The 23,133-nt window shown below is 68.2% G+C and carries 22 protein-coding genes and 1 tRNA gene; 8 read left to right on the top strand and 15 right to left on the bottom strand.

The window, feature by feature from the left end:
- Positions 1 to 83: 83 nt before the first annotated feature.
- A complete protein-coding gene (locus tag AB0F41_RS26430) occupies positions 84 to 569 on the bottom strand; it encodes a RidA family protein (protein WP_357428314.1) in 486 nt (161 codons plus the stop codon).
- 5 nt (positions 570 to 574) lie between these two features.
- Positions 575 to 739 (bottom strand): DUF4177 domain-containing protein, encoded by a 165-nt coding sequence (locus AB0F41_RS26425; RefSeq protein WP_085995322.1) that lies wholly within the window; start codon positions 737 to 739, stop codon positions 575 to 577.
- A 169-nt stretch (positions 740 to 908) separates the two neighbouring features.
- Between AB0F41_RS26425 and AB0F41_RS26420 the strand changes: the two genes are divergently transcribed.
- Positions 909 to 1,928 carry an ArsA-related P-loop ATPase gene (locus tag AB0F41_RS26420; RefSeq protein WP_357428322.1) on the top strand — a complete coding sequence of 340 codons (1,020 nt, stop codon included), beginning with the start codon at positions 909 to 911 and terminating at the stop codon, positions 1,926 to 1,928.
- Positions 1,925 to 3,061: an ArsA family ATPase gene (locus AB0F41_RS26415; protein ID WP_357428312.1), complete on the top strand. Its 1,137-nt coding sequence runs from the start codon at positions 1,925 to 1,927 to the stop codon at positions 3,059 to 3,061. Before AB0F41_RS26420 ends, AB0F41_RS26415 begins: the two co-directional genes overlap by 4 nt.
- A gap of 108 nt (positions 3,062 to 3,169) precedes the next feature.
- On the opposite strand, the gene AB0F41_RS26410 is transcribed toward AB0F41_RS26415, so the two are convergent.
- Positions 3,170 to 3,496: a WhiB family transcriptional regulator gene (locus tag AB0F41_RS26410; RefSeq protein ID WP_357428310.1), complete on the bottom strand. Its 327-nt coding sequence runs from the start codon at positions 3,494 to 3,496 to the stop codon at positions 3,170 to 3,172.
- A 350-nt stretch (positions 3,497 to 3,846) separates the two neighbouring features.
- Here AB0F41_RS26410 and AB0F41_RS26405 point away from each other — a divergent pair, with 350 nt between their 5' ends.
- On the top strand, positions 3,847 to 6,234 hold the full coding sequence (locus AB0F41_RS26405) for a transglycosylase domain-containing protein (protein ID WP_357428308.1): 2,388 nt from the start codon (positions 3,847 to 3,849) through the stop codon (positions 6,232 to 6,234).
- 16 nt (positions 6,235 to 6,250) lie between these two features.
- Here AB0F41_RS26405 and AB0F41_RS26400 read toward each other — a convergent pair whose 3' ends face one another.
- On the bottom strand, positions 6,251 to 6,715 hold the full coding sequence (locus AB0F41_RS26400; RefSeq protein WP_357428306.1) for a GatB/YqeY domain-containing protein: 465 nt from the start codon (positions 6,713 to 6,715) through the stop codon (positions 6,251 to 6,253).
- A gap of 204 nt (positions 6,716 to 6,919) precedes the next feature.
- Between AB0F41_RS26400 and AB0F41_RS26395 the strand changes: the two genes are divergently transcribed.
- The gene (locus tag AB0F41_RS26395) at positions 6,920 to 7,882 is read left to right on the top strand and encodes a metallophosphoesterase (protein ID WP_357428304.1); all 963 of its coding nucleotides are present in this window, start codon (positions 6,920 to 6,922) and stop codon (positions 7,880 to 7,882) included.
- Positions 7,883 to 7,969: 87 nt separating this feature from the next.
- Positions 7,970 to 8,043, top strand: a tRNA-Pro gene (locus AB0F41_RS26390).
- A gap of 260 nt (positions 8,044 to 8,303) precedes the next feature.
- On the opposite strand, the gene AB0F41_RS26385 is transcribed toward AB0F41_RS26390, so the two are convergent.
- From AB0F41_RS26385 to AB0F41_RS26360, 6 genes are all read right to left on the bottom strand, one after another.
- The gene (locus tag AB0F41_RS26385; protein WP_357428302.1) at positions 8,304 to 9,596 is read right to left on the bottom strand and encodes a glycerate kinase; all 1,293 of its coding nucleotides are present in this window, start codon (positions 9,594 to 9,596) and stop codon (positions 8,304 to 8,306) included.
- Positions 9,597 to 9,628: 32 nt separating this feature from the next.
- A complete protein-coding gene (locus tag AB0F41_RS26380; RefSeq protein ID WP_357428300.1) occupies positions 9,629 to 11,125 on the bottom strand; it encodes an SLC13 family permease in 1,497 nt (498 codons plus the stop codon).
- On the bottom strand, positions 11,122 to 11,784 hold the full coding sequence (locus tag AB0F41_RS26375; RefSeq protein WP_357428298.1) for a response regulator transcription factor: 663 nt from the start codon (positions 11,782 to 11,784) through the stop codon (positions 11,122 to 11,124). Before AB0F41_RS26375 ends, AB0F41_RS26380 begins: the two co-directional genes overlap by 4 nt.
- Positions 11,785 to 11,787: 3 nt before the next feature.
- Complete coding sequence (locus tag AB0F41_RS26370; protein ID WP_357428320.1) at positions 11,788 to 13,200, bottom strand: HAMP domain-containing sensor histidine kinase; 1,413 nt, start codon at positions 13,198 to 13,200, stop codon at positions 11,788 to 11,790.
- A gap of 148 nt (positions 13,201 to 13,348) precedes the next feature.
- Positions 13,349 to 13,783, bottom strand: coding sequence for a hypothetical protein (locus tag AB0F41_RS26365; protein ID WP_357428296.1), 435 nt, complete (start codon positions 13,781 to 13,783; stop codon positions 13,349 to 13,351).
- A gap of 502 nt (positions 13,784 to 14,285) precedes the next feature.
- The gene (locus AB0F41_RS26360; protein WP_357428294.1) at positions 14,286 to 14,411 is read right to left on the bottom strand and encodes a hypothetical protein; all 126 of its coding nucleotides are present in this window, start codon (positions 14,409 to 14,411) and stop codon (positions 14,286 to 14,288) included.
- A gap of 488 nt (positions 14,412 to 14,899) precedes the next feature.
- Between AB0F41_RS26360 and AB0F41_RS26355 the strand changes: the two genes are divergently transcribed.
- Complete coding sequence (locus AB0F41_RS26355; protein WP_357428292.1) at positions 14,900 to 16,255, top strand: serine hydrolase; 1,356 nt, start codon at positions 14,900 to 14,902, stop codon at positions 16,253 to 16,255.
- A 78-nt stretch (positions 16,256 to 16,333) separates the two neighbouring features.
- On the opposite strand, the gene AB0F41_RS26350 is transcribed toward AB0F41_RS26355, so the two are convergent.
- The 3 genes from AB0F41_RS26350 to AB0F41_RS26340 form a co-directional block, all read right to left on the bottom strand.
- Entirely contained in the window at positions 16,334 to 17,368 is a 1,035-nt protein-coding gene (locus tag AB0F41_RS26350) for an aspartate-semialdehyde dehydrogenase (protein WP_357428290.1), read from the bottom strand.
- A 3-nt stretch (positions 17,369 to 17,371) separates the two neighbouring features.
- Positions 17,372 to 18,637: an aspartate kinase gene (locus tag AB0F41_RS26345; protein WP_357428288.1), complete on the bottom strand. Its 1,266-nt coding sequence runs from the start codon at positions 18,635 to 18,637 to the stop codon at positions 17,372 to 17,374.
- 167 nt (positions 18,638 to 18,804) lie between these two features.
- Positions 18,805 to 19,389, bottom strand: a complete 585-nt coding sequence (locus AB0F41_RS26340; protein WP_357428286.1) for a dihydrofolate reductase family protein — start codon at positions 19,387 to 19,389, stop codon at positions 18,805 to 18,807.
- Between the two features lie 157 nt (positions 19,390 to 19,546).
- Here AB0F41_RS26340 and AB0F41_RS26335 point away from each other — a divergent pair, with 157 nt between their 5' ends.
- Positions 19,547 to 19,732, top strand: a complete 186-nt coding sequence (locus tag AB0F41_RS26335; RefSeq protein WP_357428284.1) for a DUF1918 domain-containing protein — start codon at positions 19,547 to 19,549, stop codon at positions 19,730 to 19,732.
- Positions 19,733 to 19,905: 173 nt separating this feature from the next.
- Positions 19,906 to 20,364 (top strand): SRPBCC family protein, encoded by a 459-nt coding sequence (locus AB0F41_RS26330; RefSeq protein WP_357428282.1) that lies wholly within the window; start codon positions 19,906 to 19,908, stop codon positions 20,362 to 20,364.
- On the opposite strand, the gene AB0F41_RS26325 is transcribed toward AB0F41_RS26330, so the two are convergent.
- A complete protein-coding gene (locus AB0F41_RS26325; RefSeq protein ID WP_357428280.1) occupies positions 20,349 to 21,260 on the bottom strand; it encodes an ion transporter in 912 nt (303 codons plus the stop codon). The genes AB0F41_RS26330 and AB0F41_RS26325 overlap by 16 nt on opposite strands.
- Before the next feature lie 158 nt (positions 21,261 to 21,418).
- On the bottom strand, positions 21,419 to 23,053 hold the full coding sequence (locus tag AB0F41_RS26320; RefSeq protein WP_357428278.1) for a GMC oxidoreductase: 1,635 nt from the start codon (positions 23,051 to 23,053) through the stop codon (positions 21,419 to 21,421).
- Positions 23,054 to 23,133: the final 80 nt, after the last annotated feature.

Genomic DNA, 23,133 nt, shown 5'->3' with positions numbered 1-23,133 from the left:
ACCTCGTTGTCGTAGAGCTCGAACAGCAACTCGAAGGTGTAGTTCTTCAGCTCGTCGCGTTCGGCCCGCCGGCCCGGACAGCTCTAGCGGACTTCGGCGATCAGTTCGACCTCGACCGGAGTGTTCCGCGGTAGTTCGAAAACACCCACCGCCGAACGGGCGTGCGCCCCGGCCGCGCCGAACACCTCGCCCAGCAACTCCGAGGCCCCGTTGATCACCAGCGGCTGATCGGTGAATCCCGGCGCGGAGGCCACGAAGCCGACCACCTTGACGATCCGCACCACCGCGTCCAGGCCGACCAGATCGTGCACGGCGGCCAGCGCGTTGAGCGCGCACCAGCGGGCGGCGGCGGCCGCGGCCTCCAGCGAGACCTCGGCGCCGACCTTGCCGACCGCCGTCAGCTCACCGGCGACGAAGGGCAGTTGCCCGGAGGTGTACACCAACGACCCGCTGCGCACCGCGGGCACGTAGGCGGCCACGGGCGCCACCACGGCGGGCACCGTCAGTCCCAGCCGGTCGAGGTTCGCCCGCCAGTCGGTACCGGGTCCGTTCGGATCGGTTTCCCCCATGGCGCTTACTGCTTCGGCCGCTTGAGGTACGCGACATGCTGCTCACCGGTCGGGCCGGGCAGCACCGTCACCAGTTCCCAGCCGTCGGCGCCCCACTGGTCCAGGATCTGTTTGGTCGCATGGGTAAGCAGCGGTACGGTCGCGTACTCCCACTGGGTGACATCGCTCATGCGCACCGAGCGTACTGGGTGCCCGGCCGATCACCGGCGCAGGTACCGGCGGGTGGCGAACCCGGCCGCCCGGCCCGGTGTCTGGTACACCACATCGCTGCGAATCGGAGTATGCGGGCGTGCGTCCAATGCGCGCTATAGGCTCGCGACCGTGGCAGAACCAACGACGATGTCGGAACCGGCCGGGCCCGCCCTGAAGACCGGGTGGCCCGATCGTGCGACGAACGCCCGCCTGCATTACGTGTCCGGTAAGGGCGGCACCGGTAAGTCGACGGTTGCGGCCGCGCTGGCGCTGGCGCTGGCCGCGGGCGGCCGGCGGGTACTGCTGGTCGAGGTGGAGAACCGGCAGTCCATCGCGCAGTTGTTCGATCTGCCGCCGCTGCCGCCCACCGAAACCAAGATCGCCACTGCCGACGGCGGCGGCGAGGTGATGGCGCTGGCGCTCGATATCGAGCACGCGTTCCTCGAATACCTCGATATGTTCTACAACCTGGGCTTCGCCGGCCGGGCCATGCGCCGCATGGGGGCCATCGATTTCGTCACCACCATCGCGCCGGGTCTGCGGGATGTCATTCTGACCGGCAAGATCAAAGAATGCGTGGTCCGAGCCGGTAAAGACGGTAAGCCGGTCTACGACGAGGTCGTCGTCGACGCGCCGCCCACCGGGCGGATCGCGAGCTTCCTGGACGTCACCAAGGCCATGGCCGAACTCGCCAAAGGTGGGCCGATCGCGGCCCAGTCCGAGGGCGTCTCCCAGCTGCTGCACTCCGACCAGACGGTGATCCACCTGGTCACCCTGCTCGAGGCGCTGCCGGTGCAGGAAACCCTGGACGCCATCGCCGAATTGCGCGCGGGCGATCTGCGCATCGGCAGCGTGATCGTCAACCGTGCCGCGCACAGTCCGCTGGCCCCGGAATCGCGGGCCGCCGCCGCGGACGGCGAGCTCGACACCGAGGCGCTGCGCGGCACTCTCGAGACCGCCGGGATCAGTCTGTCCGCCGCCGATTTCGCGGGTCTGCTCACCGAGACCGTGGAACATTCGGCCACCCTGAACACCCAGGACCAGAGCGCGTCGGAACTGCTGAACGTGGAGGTCGCGCGGCTGCTGCTGCCCGCGCTGGCCGACGGTATGGATCTGGGCGGCCTGTACGAACTCGCCGCCCATCTGAACGAGCAGGGAGTCCGATGAGTACGCGCCCGGGTCCGGCACCGCTGGATATCTCCACCATCATCGACGATCCGGCGGCCCGGGTCGTGGTGTGCTGCGGGTCCGGCGGTGTCGGCAAGACCACCACCGCGGCCGCGATCGCGCTGCGGGCGGCCGAAGAGGGTCGCAAGGTCGTGGTTCTCACCATCGATCCCGCCCGCCGGCTGGCCCAGTCGCTGGGCGTCGCCGATCTGGACAACAGCCCACAGCGCGTCGAACTGGGCCCCGAGGCCAAGGGCGAATTACACGCGATGATGCTGAACATGCGCCGGACCTTCGACGAGATGGTGCTCGAGCACACCGCGCCGGACAAGGCCGAGCAGATCTTCGCCAACCCCTTCTATCAGGCGGTGGCCTCCTCGTTCGGTGGCACTCAGGAGTACATGGCGATGGAGAAGCTGGGACAGCTCGCCGGGCACCGGGAATGGGATCTCATCGTCGTGGACACTCCGCCCTCACGGAATGCCCTGGATTTTCTCGACGCCCCCAAACGACTCGGCAACTTCCTCGACGGCCGCATGATCCGGGTCATCATGGCGCCCGGCCGCGGCGTCGGGCGGTTCGTCACCGGCGCGATGAGCCTGGCCGTGCGCGGGGTGTCGACGATCGTCGGCGGCCAGATGCTCAAGGACGCCTCGAATTTCCTGCAGTCGCTGGAATCGCTGTTCGGTGGTTTCCAGGAACGGGCCAACCGCACGTTCGCGATGCTGGCCAAACCGGGGACGCATTTCCTGGTGGTCGCGGCGCCCGAACCGGATGCGCTGCGTGAGGCGTCGTTCTTCGTGGACCGGCTCTCCACCGAGAAGATGCCGCTGGCCGGATTGGTCCTCAACCGCACCCATCCGGTGCTGTGCTCACTACCGGCCGATCACGCCCTCACCGCCGCCGACCGGCTGGCCGATACCGAACCGCTGGCGGCGGGGGTCCTGCGAGTGCACGGTCAGCGAGTGGCGACCGCGCGGCGGGAACAGCATCTGCTGCACCGATTCACCGGAGCACATCCGCGGGTGAAGATCGTCCCCGTGACCGCGCTGCCCTTCGATGTCACCGATCTGGCGGCCCTGCGGGCCGTCGGGGCGCAGCTGGCGGGCGGCGATTCCGCCGTAACGGGCTGAGGATCTCCGAATCGTTGTCCCGGTACCGGATATCCGGCCCCGAGTAGTCGGCCGCCGGCCACTCGTACTACGAGTGACCGGCGGCCGGGTCGTCCAATAGGAATCCGATTACATCGCTACCTGATGGTGACGCTGGACGTGGAAGAAATCCGCCCAGGAGGTCACCTCCGGGTGCTGCTTGAGCAGCGCCCGCCGTTGCCGTTCGGTCATACCGCCCCACACCCCGAATTCGACCCTGTTGTCGAGGGCATCCGCCCCGCATTCCATCAGCACCGGGCAGTGCCGGCAGATCGTCGCCGCCTTGCGCTGGGCCGCGCCGCGGACGAACAGTTGGTCGGGATCTACTTCCTTGCATCGGGCCTGAGAAACCCAGGCGATCCTCGCTTCGGCCTGCTCTACGTCCAATCGAGCGACGGGGGTGGTTGTCATGTGCATTTGGTGTGCCCCTTTGCCAGTCCGAACACCGGGTCACGGCGCTCCGGAATCGCGTGACACCTCGCAGCAGCCCGAACCCCGCTGCGAAGTGCACCACATTCCACATTGAGTGTTAGCTCTATCACACTGAGCTCTCAATCTAGGTAAAGGTATGCCCCGAGCGCAAGACCGGATGATGACTTTTTGGTACGTCCGTGCCTGCCGATTCCCGGGTGTTCGCCGCCCACGAGCCCGTATTCGCATGTCAGGCGCCGTGCCCCGAATCCGCCGCGTAGATCTCGAATCGATCCGGACAACACCCGGCGTCCACACTTCACGAGCGCCGCGAGCCCACCCTCTACGCTGGTGCTGTGCCGATCACACGTGCGCTCATCAAGCTGGCGGGCAGCTGTGTACTCGCTTCCGTGCTCGTTGCGGGAATGTTGTTCCCGGTCGCCGGAGGTTTCGGATTCGTCTCGAACCGCGCCGCCGACGCCGTCGACAACGTCTCCGCGGAGCTTGTCGAGGGAACCGTCCCCGCCGTCTCCACCATGGTGGACGCCGCCGGCAACCCCATCGCCTGGCTGTACGAGCAACGCCGGTTCGAGGTGCCCAGCGACCGCATCTCCAACGATATGAAGCTGGCCATCGTCTCCATCGAGGACAAGCGCTTCGCCGACCACCACGGCGTGGACTGGCAGGGCACCATCCGGGCCTTCCTCACCAACACCAGCAGCGGCGAGGTCCAGCAGGGCGCCTCCACGATCGATCAGCAGTACGTGAAGAACTTCAACCTGCTCGTGGTCGCGAAAACCGACGCCGAGCGCCGGGCCGCCATCGAGACCACCCCCGCGCGCAAGATCCGCGAGATCCGGATGGCGCTCACCCTGGACAAGGAACTCAGCAAGGACGAGATCCTCACCCGGTATCTGAATCTGGTGCCGTTCGGCAACTCCTCCTACGGCATCCAGGACGCCGCCCAGACCTACTTCGGTATCGACGCCAAGGATCTGAACGCCGCCCAGGCGGCGATGCTGGCCGGCATGGTGCAGAGCAGTTCCAAACTGAACCCCTACACCAACCCCGAAGGCGTCACCATCCGGCGCAACACCGTCCTGGACACCATGATCCAGAACATCCCCAGCCGGGCCGAGGAACTGCGCGCCGCGAAAACCCAGCCGCTGGGCGTACTCCCCGAGCCCAAGGGGCTGCCCCGGGGTTGTATCGCCGCCAACGACCGCGGCTTCTTCTGCGACTACGCGCTGCAGTACCTGGCCAACGCCGGTCTCAGCAAAGAGCAGATCGAGAAGGGCGGCTACCTGATCCGCACCACCCTGGACCCGGCTGTCCAGGACTCGGTGAAACGTTCGGTCAACGCGAACGCCGACCCGCATCTGCCGAATATCGCCGAAGTGATGTCGCTGATCGGCCCGGGCAAGGACAAACATCCGCTGCTCGCGATGGCCAGCAGCCGCACCTACGGCCTCAACCGCGACGACCACGAAACCCTGCTCGCCCAGCCGTATTCGATGGTCGGCGACGGCGCCGGTTCGGTGTTCAAGCTGTTCACGACGGCCGCGGCGATGGAAAAGGGAATGGGTATCAACGCCCAGCTCGATGTCCCGGGCCGATTCGACGCCCGCGGCATGGGCAACGGCGGCGCACCCGGCTGCCCGCCCGCGACCTACTGTGTCGAGAACGCCGGTAACTACCGGTCGCCGATGTCGGTCACCGAAGCGCTGGCCACCTCACCGAACACCGCGTTCGTCAAACTCATCCAGGCCGTCGGTGTGACGCCGACCGTCGATATGGCGGTCCGGCTGGGCCTGCGGTCCTACACCGAGCCGGGTACTTCCGGGCACGACGACAACCAGAGCCTGGCCGATATGATCAAGGGCCAGAATCTGGGATCGTTCACGCTGGGTCCGGTCGCGGTGAATCCGCTGGAACTGTCGAATGTGGCCGCGACGATCGCCTCCGGCGGCGTCTGGTGCCCGCCGTCCCCGATCGCCGAGGTGATCGACCGCTACGGCAAAACGGTCCCGCTCACCGAACAGGCCTGCGAGCAGGTCGTCGAGCCGGGACTGGCCAACACCCTGGCCAACGCCATGAGCAAGGACCACAGCGGTGGTGGCACCGCCTCGGCCGCGGCCGCCGCCACCGGCTGGAATATGCCGGTCGCGGCCAAGACCGGTACCACCGAAAGCCACCGCTCCTCGGCATTCGTCGGCTTCACCAACTCCATGGCCGGCGCGACCTACGTCTACGGTGACAGCCCGACCCCCGGCGAGATCTGCTCCTTCCCGCTGCGCAACTGCCCCGCCAGCGACGCCAACGGCCTGTTCGGCGGTAACGAGCCCGCCCGAACCTGGTTCGCCGCGGTGAAGGGCGGTGCGGCGAACTACCCACCGCCGGTCCTGCCACCCGTCGACGAGAAATACGTCCGCGGCGCGGAGAACGCCCAGGTCCCCGATGTGGTGGGGATGAGCGCGGATGAGGCCACCGGGGCCCTCACCGGCGCCGGGTTCAAGGTCACCTCGGTGAGCGCACCGGGGTCGGCGCCGAAAGGCACGGTCACCGGGTCGACTCCGAACGGGTCGGCGATTCCGGGCTCACAGGTGACGATCTACCTCAGCGACGGCACCATCCGGGAAGCGCCCCAGCCGGGGCGCCCCGCGGCGCCGACGCCGAACGCGCCCGGGCTGCCGCTACCACCGTTCCTGCCGCCGATCCCGATCCCGGTACCCATCCCCCGGTGACCGGTGAAGGCGCGGCTCAGAGCCGCGCCTTCACCGCCGCGGAGATCCGGGAACCGTCGGCCTTGCCCGCGGCCAGCGCGGTGGCCACCTTCATGACCTGCCCCATCTGCCGCATCCCCGGCCGCTCGCCGATTTCCTCGGCGACCTCGGCGATCGCGGTATCGGCGAGATCGGCCACCTCGGCCTCGGTGAGCTGGGTGGGCAGATATTCGTCGATGATGCGCGCCTCGGCGTGCTCGTTGGCCGCCAGTTCGCCGCGACCCGCCTGGGTGTAGATCTCGGCGGACTCGTTGCGTTTCTTGGACTCCTTGGTGAGAACCCCCACGATCTCGGCGTCGGACAGTTCGCGGGCTTCCTTACCCGCGACCTCCGCCGTCTGCACGGCGGCCAGCAGCATCCGCAGCGTGTTCAGTCGCAGCGAATCCTTGGCCTTCATCGCGGCGGTCATATCGGTGCGCAGCTTCGATTTCAGTTCCGACATGCGCGCAACGGTAGCCGCTGCGCCCCGCCACGCCCACCGGTTAACCCGCGAGCCGTCGGCGTGTCCGGCCTGTTCGCGACTCGTCGTTTCCCGAGGCCACAGGCTTCTCACAGGCCGTTACGCACGGTCATCGTGGCGCCACGCCCCGGTAACTGTGGCTCAACACGCTGCGCGTAGCGGGTGCCGGTCACCTATGCTGGGCAAATGCCCGTGATCTCGACGTCGGTCCTCCGCCGAACCGCATTCGGTGCCGCCGGAGCCGCGGCGGCCGGAGTCGGCTACGCCTCACTGATCGAACGCAACGCCTTCGTCCTGCGCGAAACCACCATGCCGGTCCTGCGGCCGGGTTCGGCACCGCTGCGGGTGTTGCACATCAGCGATCTGCATATGACCCCCGGGCAGAAGCTCAAACAGCAGTGGCTGCGCGAACTGGACCGGCTGGAGCCGGACCTGGTGATCAACACCGGCGACAATCTGTCGCATCAGCGGGCCGTGCCCGCCGTGGTGCAGTCACTGGGTCCGCTGATGTCGCGCCCCGGCCTGTTCGTCTTCGGTAGCAACGACTACTTCGCGCCGGTTCCGAAGAACCCGCTGAAGTACTTCGACAAGAACCACAAGCGGGTACACGGGGCGCCGCTGCCGTGGAAGGATCTGCGCGCGGCGTTCACCGAACGCGGCTGGCTGGACCTCACCCATATCCGTCGCGATATCGAGGTGGGTGGTATCCGGATCGCCAGCGCCGGCGTCGACGATCCGCATCTGCAGCGCGATCGCTACGACACCATCGCGGGCGCGCCCAACCCGCTCGCCGACCTGCGAATCGGCCTCACGCATTCGCCGGAGCCGCGGGTCCTCGACCGCTTCGCCGAGGACGGCTACGACCTCGTCCTGGCCGGCCACACGCACGGTGGGCAGCTGTGCCTGCCCGGGTACGGCGCCCTCGTCACGAACTGCGATATCGATCGTTCCCGGGTGAAGGGCCCCTCGAAGTGGGGTGCGCACACCCGCCTGCACGTCTCCGCCGGTATCGGCACCTCACCGTGGGCGCCGTACCGCTTCTGCTGCCGCCCCGAAGCAACCCTGCTCACGCTGGTCGCGGTGCCACCGAACAAGCCCGCCACCGAGTCCGGACACGGCCTCTCGACCTCGCAGGCCGTCGCCCGCTGAGCGGCCGGCCGGCCGTTGAGAGCAGCCCTGAACAGGCGGTTTCTTATCCGGCCCAGACCTGATGTAAGCTTCCTCAGGTCCGCTTCACGGGGTGTGGCGCAGCTTGGTAGCGCGCTTCGTTCGGGACGAAGAGGTCGTGGGTTCAAATCCCGCCACCCCGACTCGTGTTGGTCGAGACACGATAAGGCACCTGACAGGTTCATCCGGTCAGGTGCCTTTCTCGTTCCCACGTCATCCCGCCCCGGCGGACAGCGCGGCCAGGGCTTCGGCGAGGTCGGCGCCGGACGGTAGCGCGCCCGCCGGGTTGCTCATCCAGGAGAGGACGAGTCCGTTGAGGATCACCAGGTAGAGCTCGGCCGGCGCATGGGCGCGGGTGTCGTCGAGCCCGGGATGGGTTTCGGCGAGGACGCACGGCGTACCGTCAGCGGCGCTGCCCGCGGATCCGGTTGCGGCCGGCCGTGCCGATACGGGGACCGATCGCGCGCCGGGCGCCGGCAGCCGGCGGCCGGTCTCCGCCACGCCCCAACCGGACCGAGAGGGCGCCACCGACCAGGATCATCCGCATCATCCGTTCGGCGGCATCGGTGAGCAGGCGTTCGGCATCGGCGACCGCCTCGGCCATCGGCATCGGGACCGGAATGATGGAGGCGATGGCACCGATACCGACATCGTGCACCAGCGGCGCCCCCTCCCCCAGCGATCCGGCCAACGCCACCACCGGTACGCCGTGGGCCCGGGCGCGCCGGGCGATTTCGGCGGGCACCTTGCCATGCGGGGTCTGCAGGTCGATGGCTCCCTCCGCGGTGATCACCAGATCGGCCCGGGCGATACGGCGGTCCAGATCGACGCCGGTCAGCCCGGAGTCCAGCAGGGCGTCGAACCGGGACCGCAACCGGGCGCCGATTCCCGCGGCCAGCCCCGCCCCGAGGCCTCCGGACGCACCGGTGACCGGGCCGGTCCGCAGGTCGCCCGCGTCCCGGCCGTCACGTTCCAGAATCGCCGCCCAGTTCTCCAAAGCTGCCGAGAGGGCATCGACCTCCGCCCGGCCGGCCCCCTTCTGCGGCCCGAAAATCCGGGCCACTCCGCGTGATCCACACAGCACATTGTGCGGATTGCCCGCGACCACCACGGTCGCGGCATCCAGGCGGGGGTCCAGGCCGGACAGGTCGAGACGGGCGGCACGAGCGAGTTCACCACCGCCCCGGCCGATCTCCAGACCGTCGTCGTCCAGGATTCGGGCGCCGAGGGCCTGCAGGGCTCCGGCGCCGCCGTCGCAGGTTCCGGAATCACCGCAGCCGACCAGGATCGTCGCGGCACCCGCGTCCAGCCCGGCCGCGATAAGCTCCCCGACCCCGAAAGTAGTGGTCGCAGCGGGGTCTCGCCGATCACGGGGTACCTGGCGCAGCCCCGCCGCCGCCGCGACCTCCACCACCGCGGTATCGGGCGCCACCGGGCCCAGCCGAGCCCAATGGGACCGGACCGGGGCGCCGGTCGGGCCGGTGACCTCGAGCGGATGGAGTGTGCCCCCGGTTGTCGCCGCGAGCATGGCCGCGGTACCTTCGCCGCCATCGGCGATGGGCGCGAGATCCACATGGACGCCGGGTAATACCCGGCGCACTCCGGCGGCGATCGCGTAGGCGACCGGCCCGGCGTCGAGGCTTTCCTTGAACCCGCTCGGTGCGACGAGTATGCGCTGCGGTACGCGGAGAGTCATCTGGGGTGCCTTTCGAGAGGAACAGCGGTGGGTCAGGTAGTGGGAGCGAGACCCAGAAACGGCCAGACCCAGACCGCGAACGCGAGGAGCAGCGCGACCGACAGCGGCGCGACGACAGCGGAGTAGCGGACCAGATGTTCGGCCCGGAAGCCGGGGACGGTATCGGATTCGGCGAATACGGCCATCGGTTTCGCCGAACTGGTGAGGGTGTGGCAGTAGCCCGCCGCGGCGGTCGAGAGGAAGGCCGCCGCCATCGGGTCCACACCCACGACCGGTGCGGTGGCGACGACGATCGGGATCAATACCGCCGACCGCGCGGACCGCGATTGCACCACCAGATGCGCCGGCAGCGAGATCAGAACCGTGAGCACCAGGAAGGCCATCGTGGCCGCCGCGCCGAGCGACCGCACCGGGTCGAAGACCAGGGCACCCAACCACGCGGAGGCACCGCTGCTGGTGAGGGCGATACCGAGACACAGGGTGGCCGCCATGAACAGCAGCAGCGTCCACGGAATGGTCTTCGCCGCGGCGGGCAGGGTGGTGCCGCCGATTCTCGGTGCGGTCGCGACCAGCGCGCCGAGCACCGCGACGACCGCCGGATCGATCCCGTGCAGGGCCTCGGTGCACCAGAGCGTCACGACAGCCGCGAGCACCAGGAGCATTCGCCGCTGCGGCGCGGTCAACGGGCCACGAACGCCGGGACCGGCGTCGTCGAAGGCAGTGGCGGGCACCGTCAGCGGAGTACGCCGTTCGGCGCGGTCGGCGAACAGCATCAGCGCGATTTCCGCGGCGAGATGCGACCACACGAGCGCCAGCGGCAGCCCGAGCACCAGCCACTGCAGGAAGTGGAACTCCTGACCGGTAGCGGCCGCGACGATTTCGGCGGTGATCAGATGCGCGCCCGCACCGAGCAGCGAACCCACTGCCGAGAACAGGATCACCGACGGGATCGCGACCGCCAGCACCAGCACCAGCTGCGGCCGCCCCCGGAGGACCGCGGCCAGGGCGAGGAACACCGGCAGTGCCAGCGCTGCCCGGCCCGAGGTCGCGGGGATGGCGAATGTGGTCACCAACAGCGCCGCGGTCAGCAGGTGGACCAGTTGCCGAGGGGTCCGGGCCACGGTGAGCACCCGCGCGGCGATCCGCGCGGCGAGTCCGGTGGCCGTCACCGCCGCCGCGATCAGGAAGGAACCGACGAGCAACCAGATCACCGAATCGCCCAGGGTCGCGGTGAAGGTCTCGGTCTCGATCGCCCCGGCCACGACGAGTGCGACCGCCGCGCCCAGCGCGACGTAGGTGTCCGGGACGGGCGCGAAAATCCACAGCCACACAGCGGCCACGAAAACCACCAGGGTCACCAGCGCGTCCCGGCCGAGATCGCCTGTCACGGCCGCGAACAGCAACCCGGCACAGATCAGCAACGCCGCGACCGCCGCGAACAGCGGTAGCCATGCGAATCGCGATCCCGGGCGTCGCCGCGCGACCGGCCGCGGCCGGCGAGGAACGGTGCGGAACTCGGTGACGGTCACGAGAGGCGGTATCCCATCCCCCGGACCGTCTGCAACCGCCGCACCCCGATCTTCGCGCGCAACGCCCTGACGTAGACGTCGACCACGTTGGAGGCGGGGTCGAAATCGTAGCCCCACACCTGCCCGAGGATCTGTTCCCGGCTCAGCACCTGGTCCGGGTGCCGCAGGAACACCTCGAGCAGTCCGAATTCGCGTGCGGTGAGATCCACCGTCCGGCCCTCCACACGGACCCGGCGGGACCGTAGGTCGAGAATCAGATCGTGGTGCGCCAGCGAATCCGAGGGCGCGCTCGCACCGGTGTCGTCGTGCAGGCGCAGCCGGACCCGTGCCAGCAGTTCGGCGAACTGGAACGGCTTGGTCATGTAGTCGTTGGCGCCGCCCTCCAGCCCGGCGACCGTATCGTCGACGCTGTCACGCGCGGTCAGCACCACCACCGGTGTGCGCACCCCTTCACCACGCAGGCGGCGCAACACGGTGAACCCGTCCATCGACGGCAGCCCGATATCGAGAATCACCATGTCGAACGCGCCGGACCGGGCCATCAGCAGCGCGGTCTCGCCGTCCGCGACGTGCTCGGTGCGGTAACCGGCCGCCCGCAGCCCCTTCCCGACGAAAGAGACGATATGGATATCGTCCTCGGCGATCAGGATCCGACTCATCTGCTACCCCTTGTGTTCGTTCGGATCGGCGGCCTCACGGCCGCCTTGCGCCACCGGATCGGCCGGTAGGTCGAGCCCGAAGGTCGCGCCGTCGCCCGGCACACTGCGGACCCAGGCCGACCCGTGATGGGCGTCGGCGATCGCGCGGACGATGGCCAGGCCCAGCCCGGCGCCCGCACGGCGATCGGCGGCGGGCTCCGGCGAGCGTCCGCGGCGGAACCGATCGAAGATCACCGGGGCGTCCTGTGGTTGCACCCCCGGCCCCTGGTCGGAGATCCACAGCGACAGCGTGCGAGCCGAATCGTCACCGCCGAACCGCGACCCCAGCTGCACCGTGGTGTGGTCGGCGGTATGCGCGACCGCGTTCGCGGCCAGCTGCAGCATCGCCTGGGTCACCCGTTGGGCGTCGATCCAGGCGGTTCCCTCGGCGACCTCCATCAGATGCCAGCGGCGGTCACCCAGCGGCTGCACCTTGGATTCGATATCCAGCATGGTCTGCGCGACGTCCACGGGGCGCGGTACCACGAAGTCGGGCCGTTCGGCCTTGGCCAGCATCAGCAGGTCGGAGACCAGCCGCCCCATCCGGGTCAGCTCCGAATCGACCAGTGCCAGGGTTCGGCGGCGTTCCTCGGGGTCCTCGGGCAGCAACTCGAGATGCCCCCGCACGACCGTGATCGGGGTACGCAGTTCGTGACCCGCGTCGTCGACGAATTGGCGCTGGGTCGTATAGGCGTGTTCCAGCCGGTCGAGCATCTCGTTGAAGGTTTGTGCCAGCGCGGCGATATCGTCGCGTCCCTCGACCGGGACCCGCGCGGTGAGATCGGTCTCGCCGATTTCGGCGGCCACCGCTCGGACGGTCCGCACCGGCAGCAGGATCCGCCCCGCGACCAGGTAGGCGACCCCGGTGGAGAGCACGAGACCGGCCAGTGACACGGCCGCGATAGTGCGCATCGTCCGGTCCACACTCGCGCGGCCTACTTCGGTGAACGCGGCCACCACGAACGAGCCGCGTCCGGTGCCGGAGTCCACATCGACCCGGCCCCAGCGCATCTCACCGGCCGGGGAGGTGAGCACACCGGAGGTTTTCGCGGCGGTCGTCGTCGCGGTGAACAGATCCGGCCCGCCCAGCACGGCGGGCGGCGGATTGCCCCGGACCCCACCGAGTTGCCTACCGTCGACGATGCCCGCCATCACCTCACCGTCACTCGGCGACTGACGCAGCAGATAGGTCTCGAGCAGGCGCTCCACCGAGGTGAAGGGTTGTGTCGTGGTCGGGTCAACCCCCTCGGCGGCGAAGGTCCGGAATTCGGCGGCCTCCTGCGCGATATCGGCGTTGGCTCGCGTGTCCACCTCACGCAGCAGCAGGTTGCGGGCGGTGACCAATACCACCACCAGCAGGACGAAAGTGGTGAGCATGATCCAGGCGGTGATCTTCCAGCGGGCCGGTAACCGGGACCCGCGCCGAGCCGGAGTCGCTACGGCGCCGGCCGGTCGTGGGCCGGCGGGATCGTCCGGCCGGTACGGAACAAGCGCCGAGGTGGCGGAATCGTGGACGGGACCGGAATCAATCATCGCTGCCGGACGGGCCGTCGTCGTCCATCCCCTCGTTCGCGTCGTCGTCGCCACCGTCGTCGAATCCGTCGTCCGCGTCATCGTCACCGGGCGCGGCCGGCGGCGCCCCGGGCCCCGGGGCCGGAGTCATGAGACCGGGGGCCGGTACCGGCGCATCGGGCCGGCCCGGCGCGACGTCCTGTGGCGCGGGAACCGGTGGCGAGGCGGACCCGCCCGGCTCACCCGCGGGCAGCCGTGGTGGGGCGCCGGGTCCGGAGCCGGGCGCGGCCGGACCGGGGGCGGCCGGGGTCGTGGGTACCACACTCACCGATACCGACGAGGGATCGAGTTCGGGCTCGGGTGAACGGGTCAGGACGAAACCGACCAGCACCACAGCGGCGGCACCGGCCAGAACGAGCACGGTGGCAAAGGAACGAGAACCGGACATAACAGTCACTATGCCCAATCACGATGATCGCGCCGTGAGCACCGGATGAGGATTTCTTCATCAACGGCGGCGACCGGCCGGTCGGGCCTGCCAACACTGTTTCGTCCGACCGGCCGCCGGCCCGTGGCCGTATACCGTCGCCGATCACCCAACGGTTACCTTTCGCGGCGGCGGATCGGCCGAACTCTCTCGTACGCCGATTCCGCTGCTGAGCATCCGGAAGAGCCGATGTGATATCGCCGACCCGCCGGACCGGTCACCCCGCGAGACCGGTCCGGCGCACGACCTTTGTCCGGGCCGGTCTGCCACCCCACGAGGCAGACCGGCCCACCCGGTTTCCCGGCCCCCTTCCACCCTCGAGGTGGCTCCGGATCTCCTCCCCGGACGCCGGAACCACCTCCCACCCCCTCAACGGATCTCGATGATCCGTCCCTGATCGGGATGTGTGCCGGGTCCTCCCCAGGCACCGGCCCACATCCCGGACCTTCGGCGGCGGCTTCGGCTACTGGCGGGTGCCGAAGACGCCGGGTTCGGTGCGATCGCGCCACTCCGGGTGGGCGGTCGCATACATTTCGGTACTCGCCACCGCGGTCCGTCCTCCGGTGGCGGTGGTCGGCTCGGTGATCATCTCGGGTTCCCTCTCGGTTGTGTCCGCCGGTCTGTTCCGGCTACGACACAACAATGCGGCCCCGCGCTTGGCACGCCCTTAACGTGAACTTGTAACGCTGCGAACACGGCCCGTCACGGCCCGGACAAGGTCGTGCCACGGGTTCGGAGGACCGGCCCGCGGGGCGGGATATCTCGGGCATCATGGAGACATCCGCTACGACAGAAGTGGGAGTGTCGATGGATACGTTGGTCCTCTGGGCCCTGGCCTGTGCCGTGTACTGGTTCGGCCTGCTGTAGACGGAACCGGACCGGTGCCGCCGTGGCACCGGTGCGCGAGTGCCCCCGGCCGATCACGCTCGGCCGGGGGCACTCGCCCTTCCGGGGCGGCCGAGTCCGGAGACCGGCACCGGGGCGAGCCGCGCGGCACCGCGGCCCGCCGCGCATTCCGGCACCGCGGCCCGCCGCGCATCCCCACACCGCGGCGAGCCGCGCATTAGGGTGATCCGCATGGCGCGTTCGGGCGGGCTCCTGGCGGGGGTCACGGCGGTAATACTGGTGACCGGGCAGATTTTCGCGACGCAGGCACAGGCCGCCCCCGAACCCTCCGAGGCCGTGTGCGAGGTCTCCTCGGCGCGCGAGCCGCAGCGCGCGCAGCCGGAAGAGGCGGGCTTCGACGCGGACCGGCTGGCTGCCGCGCTGGCCTTCGCCGGAAGCCGAAACCGGTTGAACGTTCAGATCTTCCGGCACAACTGCCTGGTCGGGGAAGGGCCCGGCAATGCCCGGACCGGCCATCTGCCGTGGAATGTCTGGAGCGTGACCAAGAGCGTGGTCTCGCTGCTCAGCGGGATGGCCGCCGAGCGGGGGCTGCTGGATATCGAGGCACCGATCGACCGGTATCTGCCACCGGGGCTGGGCGATCCGGCCCGGCGGGCGATCACGGTGCGCAACCTGCTCACCGAAACCTCCGGGATGCGCACCGGGGTGATCACCGAGGGCATCACCGGAGCCATCCCCATCGACCCCAACAGCGCCGTGCAGGCCCTGGGCGTACCGCTGGACCACGAACCCGGGACCGTTTTCACCTACAGCCAGCGCACGGTCGACCTGCTGTCCTATGTGCTGGAACTGGCTCTCGGCGAGCCGCTCCAGGAATTCGCGCAGCGGGAGCTGTTCGAGCCGCTGGGTATCGCCCGCGGCGACTGGTACTGGGCACGAGACCGATCCGGCCATACCTACGGCTACGCACATCTGCTGATCCCGCCGGACGACCTGGCGAAACTCGGTCTGCTGGTCGCAAACGGCGGCAACTGGAACGGGCGGCAGATCGTCGCGGCGGACTATCTCTCCCGCGCGACCGCCCCCTCACCCACCAACCCCTGCTATGGGTATCTGTTCTGGACCGGCGCCGGTTGCGCCGAGAACGCGGCGTTCCTCCCGCCGGACACCTACGCCATGGCCGGCGCGGGTATGCAGAACGTCTTCGTGATGCCGAGCCTGGACATGGTGGTGGTGTGGACCGGGGCGTTCGGCAATATCAGCCGATACGGGCCGGCCGGGACCATCCAGAACACCGACGAACTACCGCACGAATTCTTCCGGCTCCTGATGGCGGCGTTCCGGGAACCTCCGGTCGCCGATCCGGGGCCCTTTATCGAGCCCCCGGTACAGGCCGACCCGGACGCCTATATCGACACCGGTATCCTGCTCGCTGTTTTCGGCATCGGTGAATCGGCGTACCCGGGCTGCGATGTGCTGGCCTGCCTGGGACAACCGCTGGCCGCCCCGTTCAGCGACGCCCCGCCCGGCTGCGCGCTGCTCATCTGCCTGGGCAACGATCCGCGGACACCCGGCATTCGCGGCTGAACGCCGGGCATCCGCGGCCGAACCGGGGAACCCGGGCACCGGCAGATCGACCCGGCCCGCGGGCCGGGTCGAACACGCTCAGCGGTCTTCGAGGAGTACTTCCGCGATCTGGATGGTGTTCAGCGCGGCGCCCTTGCGCAGGTTGTCACCGGAGATGAACAGCGCCAGGCCGCGGCCGTCCGGGACGCCCGGGTCCTGACGGATACGGCCCACCAGGGATTCGTCCTGGCCCGCGGCCTCCAGCGGGGTGGGCACATCGACGAGTTTCACGCCGGGCGCCTTGGCGAGGATCTCCTGCGCCCGCTGCACCGATACCGGATCGGCGAATTCGGCGTTCACCGACAGCGAGTGACCGGTGAACACCGGGACCCGGACGCAGGTGCCGCTGACCAGCAGGTCCGGCAGGCCGAGAATTTTGCGGCTCTCGTTTCGCAGCTTCTGGTCCTCGTCGGTCTCGCCCGAGCCGTCGTCGACCAGCGAGCCCGCCAGCGCCAGCACATTGAAGGCGATGGGGGCCACGTATTTGTTCGGTGCCGGGAAATCGACCGCGCGGCCGTCGTGCGTGAGCTTCTCGGCATCGCCGATCACGGCCCGGGTCTGCGAGGCGAGTTCCTCGACACCGGCCAGGCCACTACCGGATACCGCCTGGTAGCTGGATACGATCAGCCGCTGCAGACCCGCCGCGTCGTGCAGCGGCTTCAGCACCGGCATCGCGGCCATCGTGGTGCAGTTCGGATTGGCGATGATGCCCTTGACGAGATTGCGCGTCTGCTCCGGATTGACCTCGCTGACCACCAGCGGAACCTCCGGGTCCTTCCGCCAGGCCGAGGAATTGTCGATCACGGTCACACCGGCGGCCGCGAAGCGCGGCGCCTGTACCCGCGACATGGTGGCGCCGGCCGAGAACAGCGCGATATCGAGGCCGGACGGATCCGCGGTCTCGGTGTCCTCCACCACGATCTCGCCGCCGCGGAACGGCAGTTTCCTACCCGCCGACCGGGACGACGCGAAGAACCGCACCTCGTCGGCGGGAAAATCCCGCTGTTCCAGCAGTGTGCGCATCACGGCGCCGACCTGCCCGGTCGCGCCGACGACTCCTACTCGTACACCCATCGGTTATCGCCCCGTTCCGGCGTGGACGACGGCGACCTCGTCACCGCCGAGGTCGAATGCCCGGTGCAGTACCTGCACCGCGTCATCGAGTTCGGTGTCCTTGACCAGGACCGAGATCCGGATCTCGGACGTGGAGATCAGATCGATGTTGATCCCGGCCTCGGCCAGCGCCTCGCAGAAGGTCGCGGTGACGCCCGGGTGGCTCTTCATACCGGCGCCGACCAGCGAGACCTTGCCGATGTGATCGTCGTAGAGCACCTGGGAGAAGCCGATCTCACTCTGATGGCCGGCCAGCATCTCCACGGCGCGCCGGCCGTCGGAGCGGGGCAGGGTGAAGGTGATATCGGTTTTCCCGGTCTCCACCTTGGAGATGTTCTGCAGGACCATGTCGATGTTGATCTCGGCCTCGGCCACGGCACGGAACACTTTCGCGGCGTATCCGGGCACGTCCGGAAGCCCGACCACGGTCACCTTGGCCTCGCTGCGGTCGTGCGCGACGCCCGTGAGGATTGCTTGTTCCAAGGGAATGTCCTCCATCGATCCGTATACGTAGGTGCCCTGCTTATCGGTGTAGGACGAGCGCACATGCACGGGCACGTTGTAGCGGCGCGCGTATTCGACGCAACGCAGCATGAGCACTTTGGACCCGCAGGCCGCCATTTCCAGCATCTCCTCGTAGGAGACCTGCTCGAGCCGCTGCGCGTCGGCGACAATGCGCGGATCGGCGGTGAAGACGCCGTCCACATCGGTGTAGATCTCGCAGACATCGGCCTCGAGCGCGGCGGCCAGCGCGACGGCGGTGGTATCGGAGCCACCGCGGCCGAGCGTGGTGATGTCCTTGCTGTCCTGGCTGACACCCTGGAACCCGGCGACCAGCACGATCGTGCCGTCGTCCAGCGCTTCCCGGACCCGGCTCGGCGTCACATCGATGATCTTGGCCTTACCGTGGGCCGAGGTGGTGATCACTCCGGCCTGGGACCCGGTGAACGACCGCGCTTCGGCACCGAGTGAATGGATGGCCATGGCGACGAGCGCGTTGGAGATACGCTCACCCGAGGTGAGCAGCATGTCCATCTCCCGGACCGGAGGTGCCGGCGAGACCTGTTCGGCCAGGTCGAGCAGTTCATCGGTGGTGTCGCCCATAGCCGAGCAGACCACGACCACATCGTGGCCCTGCTTCTTCGTCTCTACAATCCGTTCCGCTACGCGCCGGATCCGTTCGGCCGATGAGACCGAGGATCCTCCGTACTTCTGGACAACGAGTGCCACGAGGGGTCCTCCAATGTCGGCGAACAGGCGATCAGTGCATAAGCGTACCGATGCCGGTACACCCGCCCCGGGAGTATCCGCCCTGGCTGTGGAATAACACACAGCCGTGTGACATCACATTTTTTCGGCCGCGCGCGGATCGGGTCCGGCGGGTGGGGGCGGGACGCTCAGGCCCGGTCGAACCACGTGACCTGCGCTCCGTTGCGGAATTCCTTGCGCCGTACCGGGGTGAACGCGGTCGGCCGGAATCCGCCGCCGATCATGGGCACCCCGGTTCCGGCCAGTACCGGATAGCTCTTGATGACGAGTTCGTCGATCTCCTCGATCAACTGCCCAGCGAGGTTGCCGCCGCCGCACAACCAGATGTCCTTCCCTTCGGGGCCCTCCTCCCGTTTGAGCCGACGCACGAGTTCCAGCGGTTCGCTGCGGACGAGTTCCACTCCGGGATCCTCGATCGCGGCGAGAGTGGCGGATACGACGTACTGCTTCAGGTGCGCGTAGGGACTGGCGATACCGGCCGAGAGGGCCGGTTCGTAGGTGCCGCGGCCCATGATCAGCGTGTCCCACCGCTGGTTGGGGGTGCCGGCCGGAATGCCGGCCGGTTCGCGCATATGAGTCGGGACCGTTTCCGGATACCGGGCGTTAATCCACTCGGGCATATCGTCGGTCCAGGGATAGAAATCGACCTCTCCGCCGGGGCCCGCGATATAGCCGTCGAGGGAGACGCCTACGTAATAGGTCAGCTTTCGCATGAGATTCCGCCTTATCCGTAGCAACTACGATTGAAGTGGTTCAAACGTAGTACTACAGATGAAGTGGTGTCAATCGGTCGCCACGATCGCGGAGGACTGGGCAATAGCCGATGAGAAGGGTTGTGACTCCTGGCACATTGGTCGAATAATGGGCTGCATGATGGCGCATATCGGAGACCAATTGCACGTGCACGGGCATACGGTCGGACAGGGTGATCATCTCGGCGAGATCGTCGAAGTCCGCGGCCCGGACGGAACGCCGCCCTACATGGTGCGTTTCGCGGACGGCCACGAATCCCTGGTCTTCCCCGGCCCGGACGCAACCGTCGAACAACCACTCTGAATCCCCGGCGGCGAACACCTCTCACCCCCGGAACGAGACAGACCCCCGGCCGACGGCGGGTCGTAACCTCGCGAACCGGACACCTTACCCCCAACCGCCGAGTGTTGACGATCACGCGCCGGCCGGGAGACAATCGTGGCCGATTCGTAATAACCGGGGGCCCAGAGGAACCAATGCGTACGAAGACCGATATTCGTTTCGATGTCGACGCCGACCCATCTCAGGTCATGGACGCATTGATGGCGATCGAGATGCTGTCCGAATGGTCACCCGACCTGGACGACGCACGAGTCGCCACCCGTGACGCGGAGGGCCGGCCGCGGCGGGTCTTCATTCAGGTGTCCGTCACCAACACCCCCGATATGCAGGTATGGGAATTCGGCTGGGCCGACTACCGAGTGTCCTGGGAAGTTTCCGACAGCACCCGCGGAGCCAGGGGCGGGGGTTTCTTCGAAGTCACCGCGAGTGAGACGGGCAGTGAGGTACTCCTGCACGTCGAGCAGTACACGCCGGCGCCGATGCCGGGCTTCCTGCTCAAGAAAACCGTCCGCAAATCCTACGAGGCGCTGGTGCAGAACTTCGTCGCGTACGCGGAGCAGTTTCCCGAACGGGAGCTCTACGACAGGGTCTGATCCCCATCCTGATCGCGCCTGGCGAGGTGGCGGACGGTGAGGTGATGCGCGGTAGGTCCGTACGCGGAAGGCGCGACCCGCACCCCGGTACGCACCGATTCGCGTATCTGATCCACGTTCTCCCGGATCATGTCCGAGACCAGTTCATCGGTGCGCGGATCGGCGAGCACCTGGAACAGGATACGGAACACGGTATCGGCGACCAGTCGGATGATGTCGTCGTGGAAGGGGATGTAGCGCACCCGGCCGGTCTGTGGATCGTTCTTGATCATCTCGAGGATCATCTCGTCGATCTCGGTCCGGTTCTCCTCCAGCGCCGCCGCGATATTGCGGGTGTAGTGCCCGGTGCGCAGCACCGCGGTGACCTCTTCCATGATCGCGATGGTCATCGGGCGTTTGATGACCTCGACGATGGTGCCCACCGAATGGTTGATGACGGCAGCGGTGACGCGGTCGCCGAAGACACGGTCGGCGACCCGGGCGAGCCGGACCAGGATCACCAGGATCCGGAGCAACCGGAAAGCCCGGAAGAACGGGCTGGTCACCGGGATCATGCCGATGATCTCGTACCAGTAGACGAGCGGATAGGTCCACGGCCACCCGGCCCGCCGCCAGCGCCACAGGAACTCGACGGCGAACACCGCGCAGATGGTGACGTCGGCGATGGCGATCACCCGATGGGTTTCGGGCGAGACGTCGAAAAAAGTGATCCAGCCGACCAGCACCACCGAAACGACGGCCAGGGCGAGCATCAGGAAATCGGTCCACAGAGCCGGAGGTTTCCTGGGGAAATCTCGCGGATCCGGGTCGTTCGGGAGCCCCGGCTCCGAGGTGTTCGGGAGCCCCGGCTCCGAGGTGTTCGGGAGCCCCGGCTCCGAGGACGACGGTGCTGGCACGTGGGTTCCCTTCGACGCCGGACGAACGCGGTCCAGTATCACCCGGGACCCGGCCACCGACCCGGGAAATACGCCGGTGCACCCGGACGCGCACCACTCAACGGGACATCACTGGACAGGACATCACCGACTCACCCGCGGCCGCGGCCGCCCTCGGCTCAGTGTCCCTCGCGGATGACGGTCTCGATATTGCGCTCGGCCAGCGCGGTGATGGTGAGTGACGGGTTGACGGTCGCGGTACTGCCGGGAATCGCCGCACCGTCCATGACATAGAGGCCCTTGTGCCCGTGCACCCGGCCGTAGGAGTCGGTCGCCTTGCCGAGCACCGCACCGCCGAGTGGATGCGCGGTGAACAGCGCGTTCGCGTCGTATCCCAGTGCCCCGTACTCGGCCAGCGCGCCGGCCCGCTCCGCGATCCGCCGGTCCACCGCGCGCGCGGCGTCGGCGGCGGCGTTCTGCGCCCGCTGCGGCCAGGTCAGGCCGACCCCGTTGGAGGCGGGATCGTAGGAGAACCGGGCGCGAGTGGAGTCCAGGACCATGCCGAGTGAGGCCAGGGCCCCGGTTTCGAACGGGATACCGGGGATGTACCAGTTCTCCAGGGTCAGCGGGGTCGCGCCGCTTTCGTCGAAGACGCGGCTCGCACTCGGCACGCCCTGGCCGTTTCCGGCGACCGCGCTCGCGCCGCGCGCCAGCACCACATCGCCGTTGGTCCCCCAGCCTTCGCCGATATGTTCGTTGAGGTCGGGCAGGGTGCCGGTCGCGCGGGCCCGGACCAGCAGTTCGGAGGTGCCCACGGATCCGGCCCCGAGGAAGAGTTTGTCGCAGGTCAGGGTGCGGGTGCCGAGGGCCAACCCGGTGGGATGGAGCCGGGTCACCGTCACCACGAACCGGCCGCCCGGCTCCTGGGCGATGGTGTCGACCCGGTGGCCGGGATAGATCTTGGCCTTCCCCGAATCCTGGGCCTCCCTCAGATAGTTCTGATTGAGGTCGAATTTGGCGCCGTTGGAATTACCGAGGTTGCTACGCCCCACCGTGGCCGAGGGCCGGGTGGCTCCGGACAGTTCGCCGCGCAGGACATCCCAGTTGAAGATGGAATCGTTGCGGATGGGTCGATAACCGGCCTGACGGACCTGATCGTCCCAGGCGCGTGAATGCGCGAACGGCGCGGAATGATAGATATCGTCGGGCATCGGGTCGAGCCGGAGCATGGCGCGGACGCGCGGGTAGTAGACGCGTTCCAGTTCCCCGTAATCGACCACACCGCCGAAGACGTGGTCGAACAGCCGGCGTTCGGGCGCGATCATCGCGCCGGTGAACACCACCGACCCGCCGCCGACGGCCGCACCGCGCCAGACATCGATACCTGGGAAACTGGTGCAATCCAGCACACCGCCGAACTCGGCGAAATGCATGGGCACCTTGGTGACACCGGTGAAGCTGGTGGCATGCCAGAAACCGCGGCCGTCGGGTAGATCGTCGCCGGTGAAGATCTCCCGCCACGGATCGGTGGGCCAGCGCGAACCCCGTTCCAGAACCGTGGTCGCCACGCCCGCCTGCGCCAGCCGCAGCGCCGAGACCGCCGCACCGAAACCGGACCCGATCACGATGGCCTCGGTATGGGCGGGCGCGTCCGGGACGGTCGCGAATATCTCCGGAACCCACTGGGCGAACAGATCGTGCCAGGGCTGCGCCGCGGCCCGGGGCAGTACGGCATCGGGTTTGGGGACCGCCGACCCCATCGCGCCGATAAGAGCAGCCGCCCCCGCGGCCTTCAAAAGGGCACGCCTATCCACCCGACACCTCTCTCGATAACGCAGTCGGCGCAGAGATGGTACCGGGATTCACCCGTACTTGCACAGTGAGAGTTTGTGAA

This window comes from Nocardia sp. NPDC024068 (assembly GCF_040638875.1).
Lineage (GTDB): Bacteria > Actinomycetota > Actinomycetes > Mycobacteriales > Mycobacteriaceae > Nocardia.
Note: the sequence above shows the minus strand (reverse complement) of the source record. Positions and strands in the feature narration are given on the sequence as shown.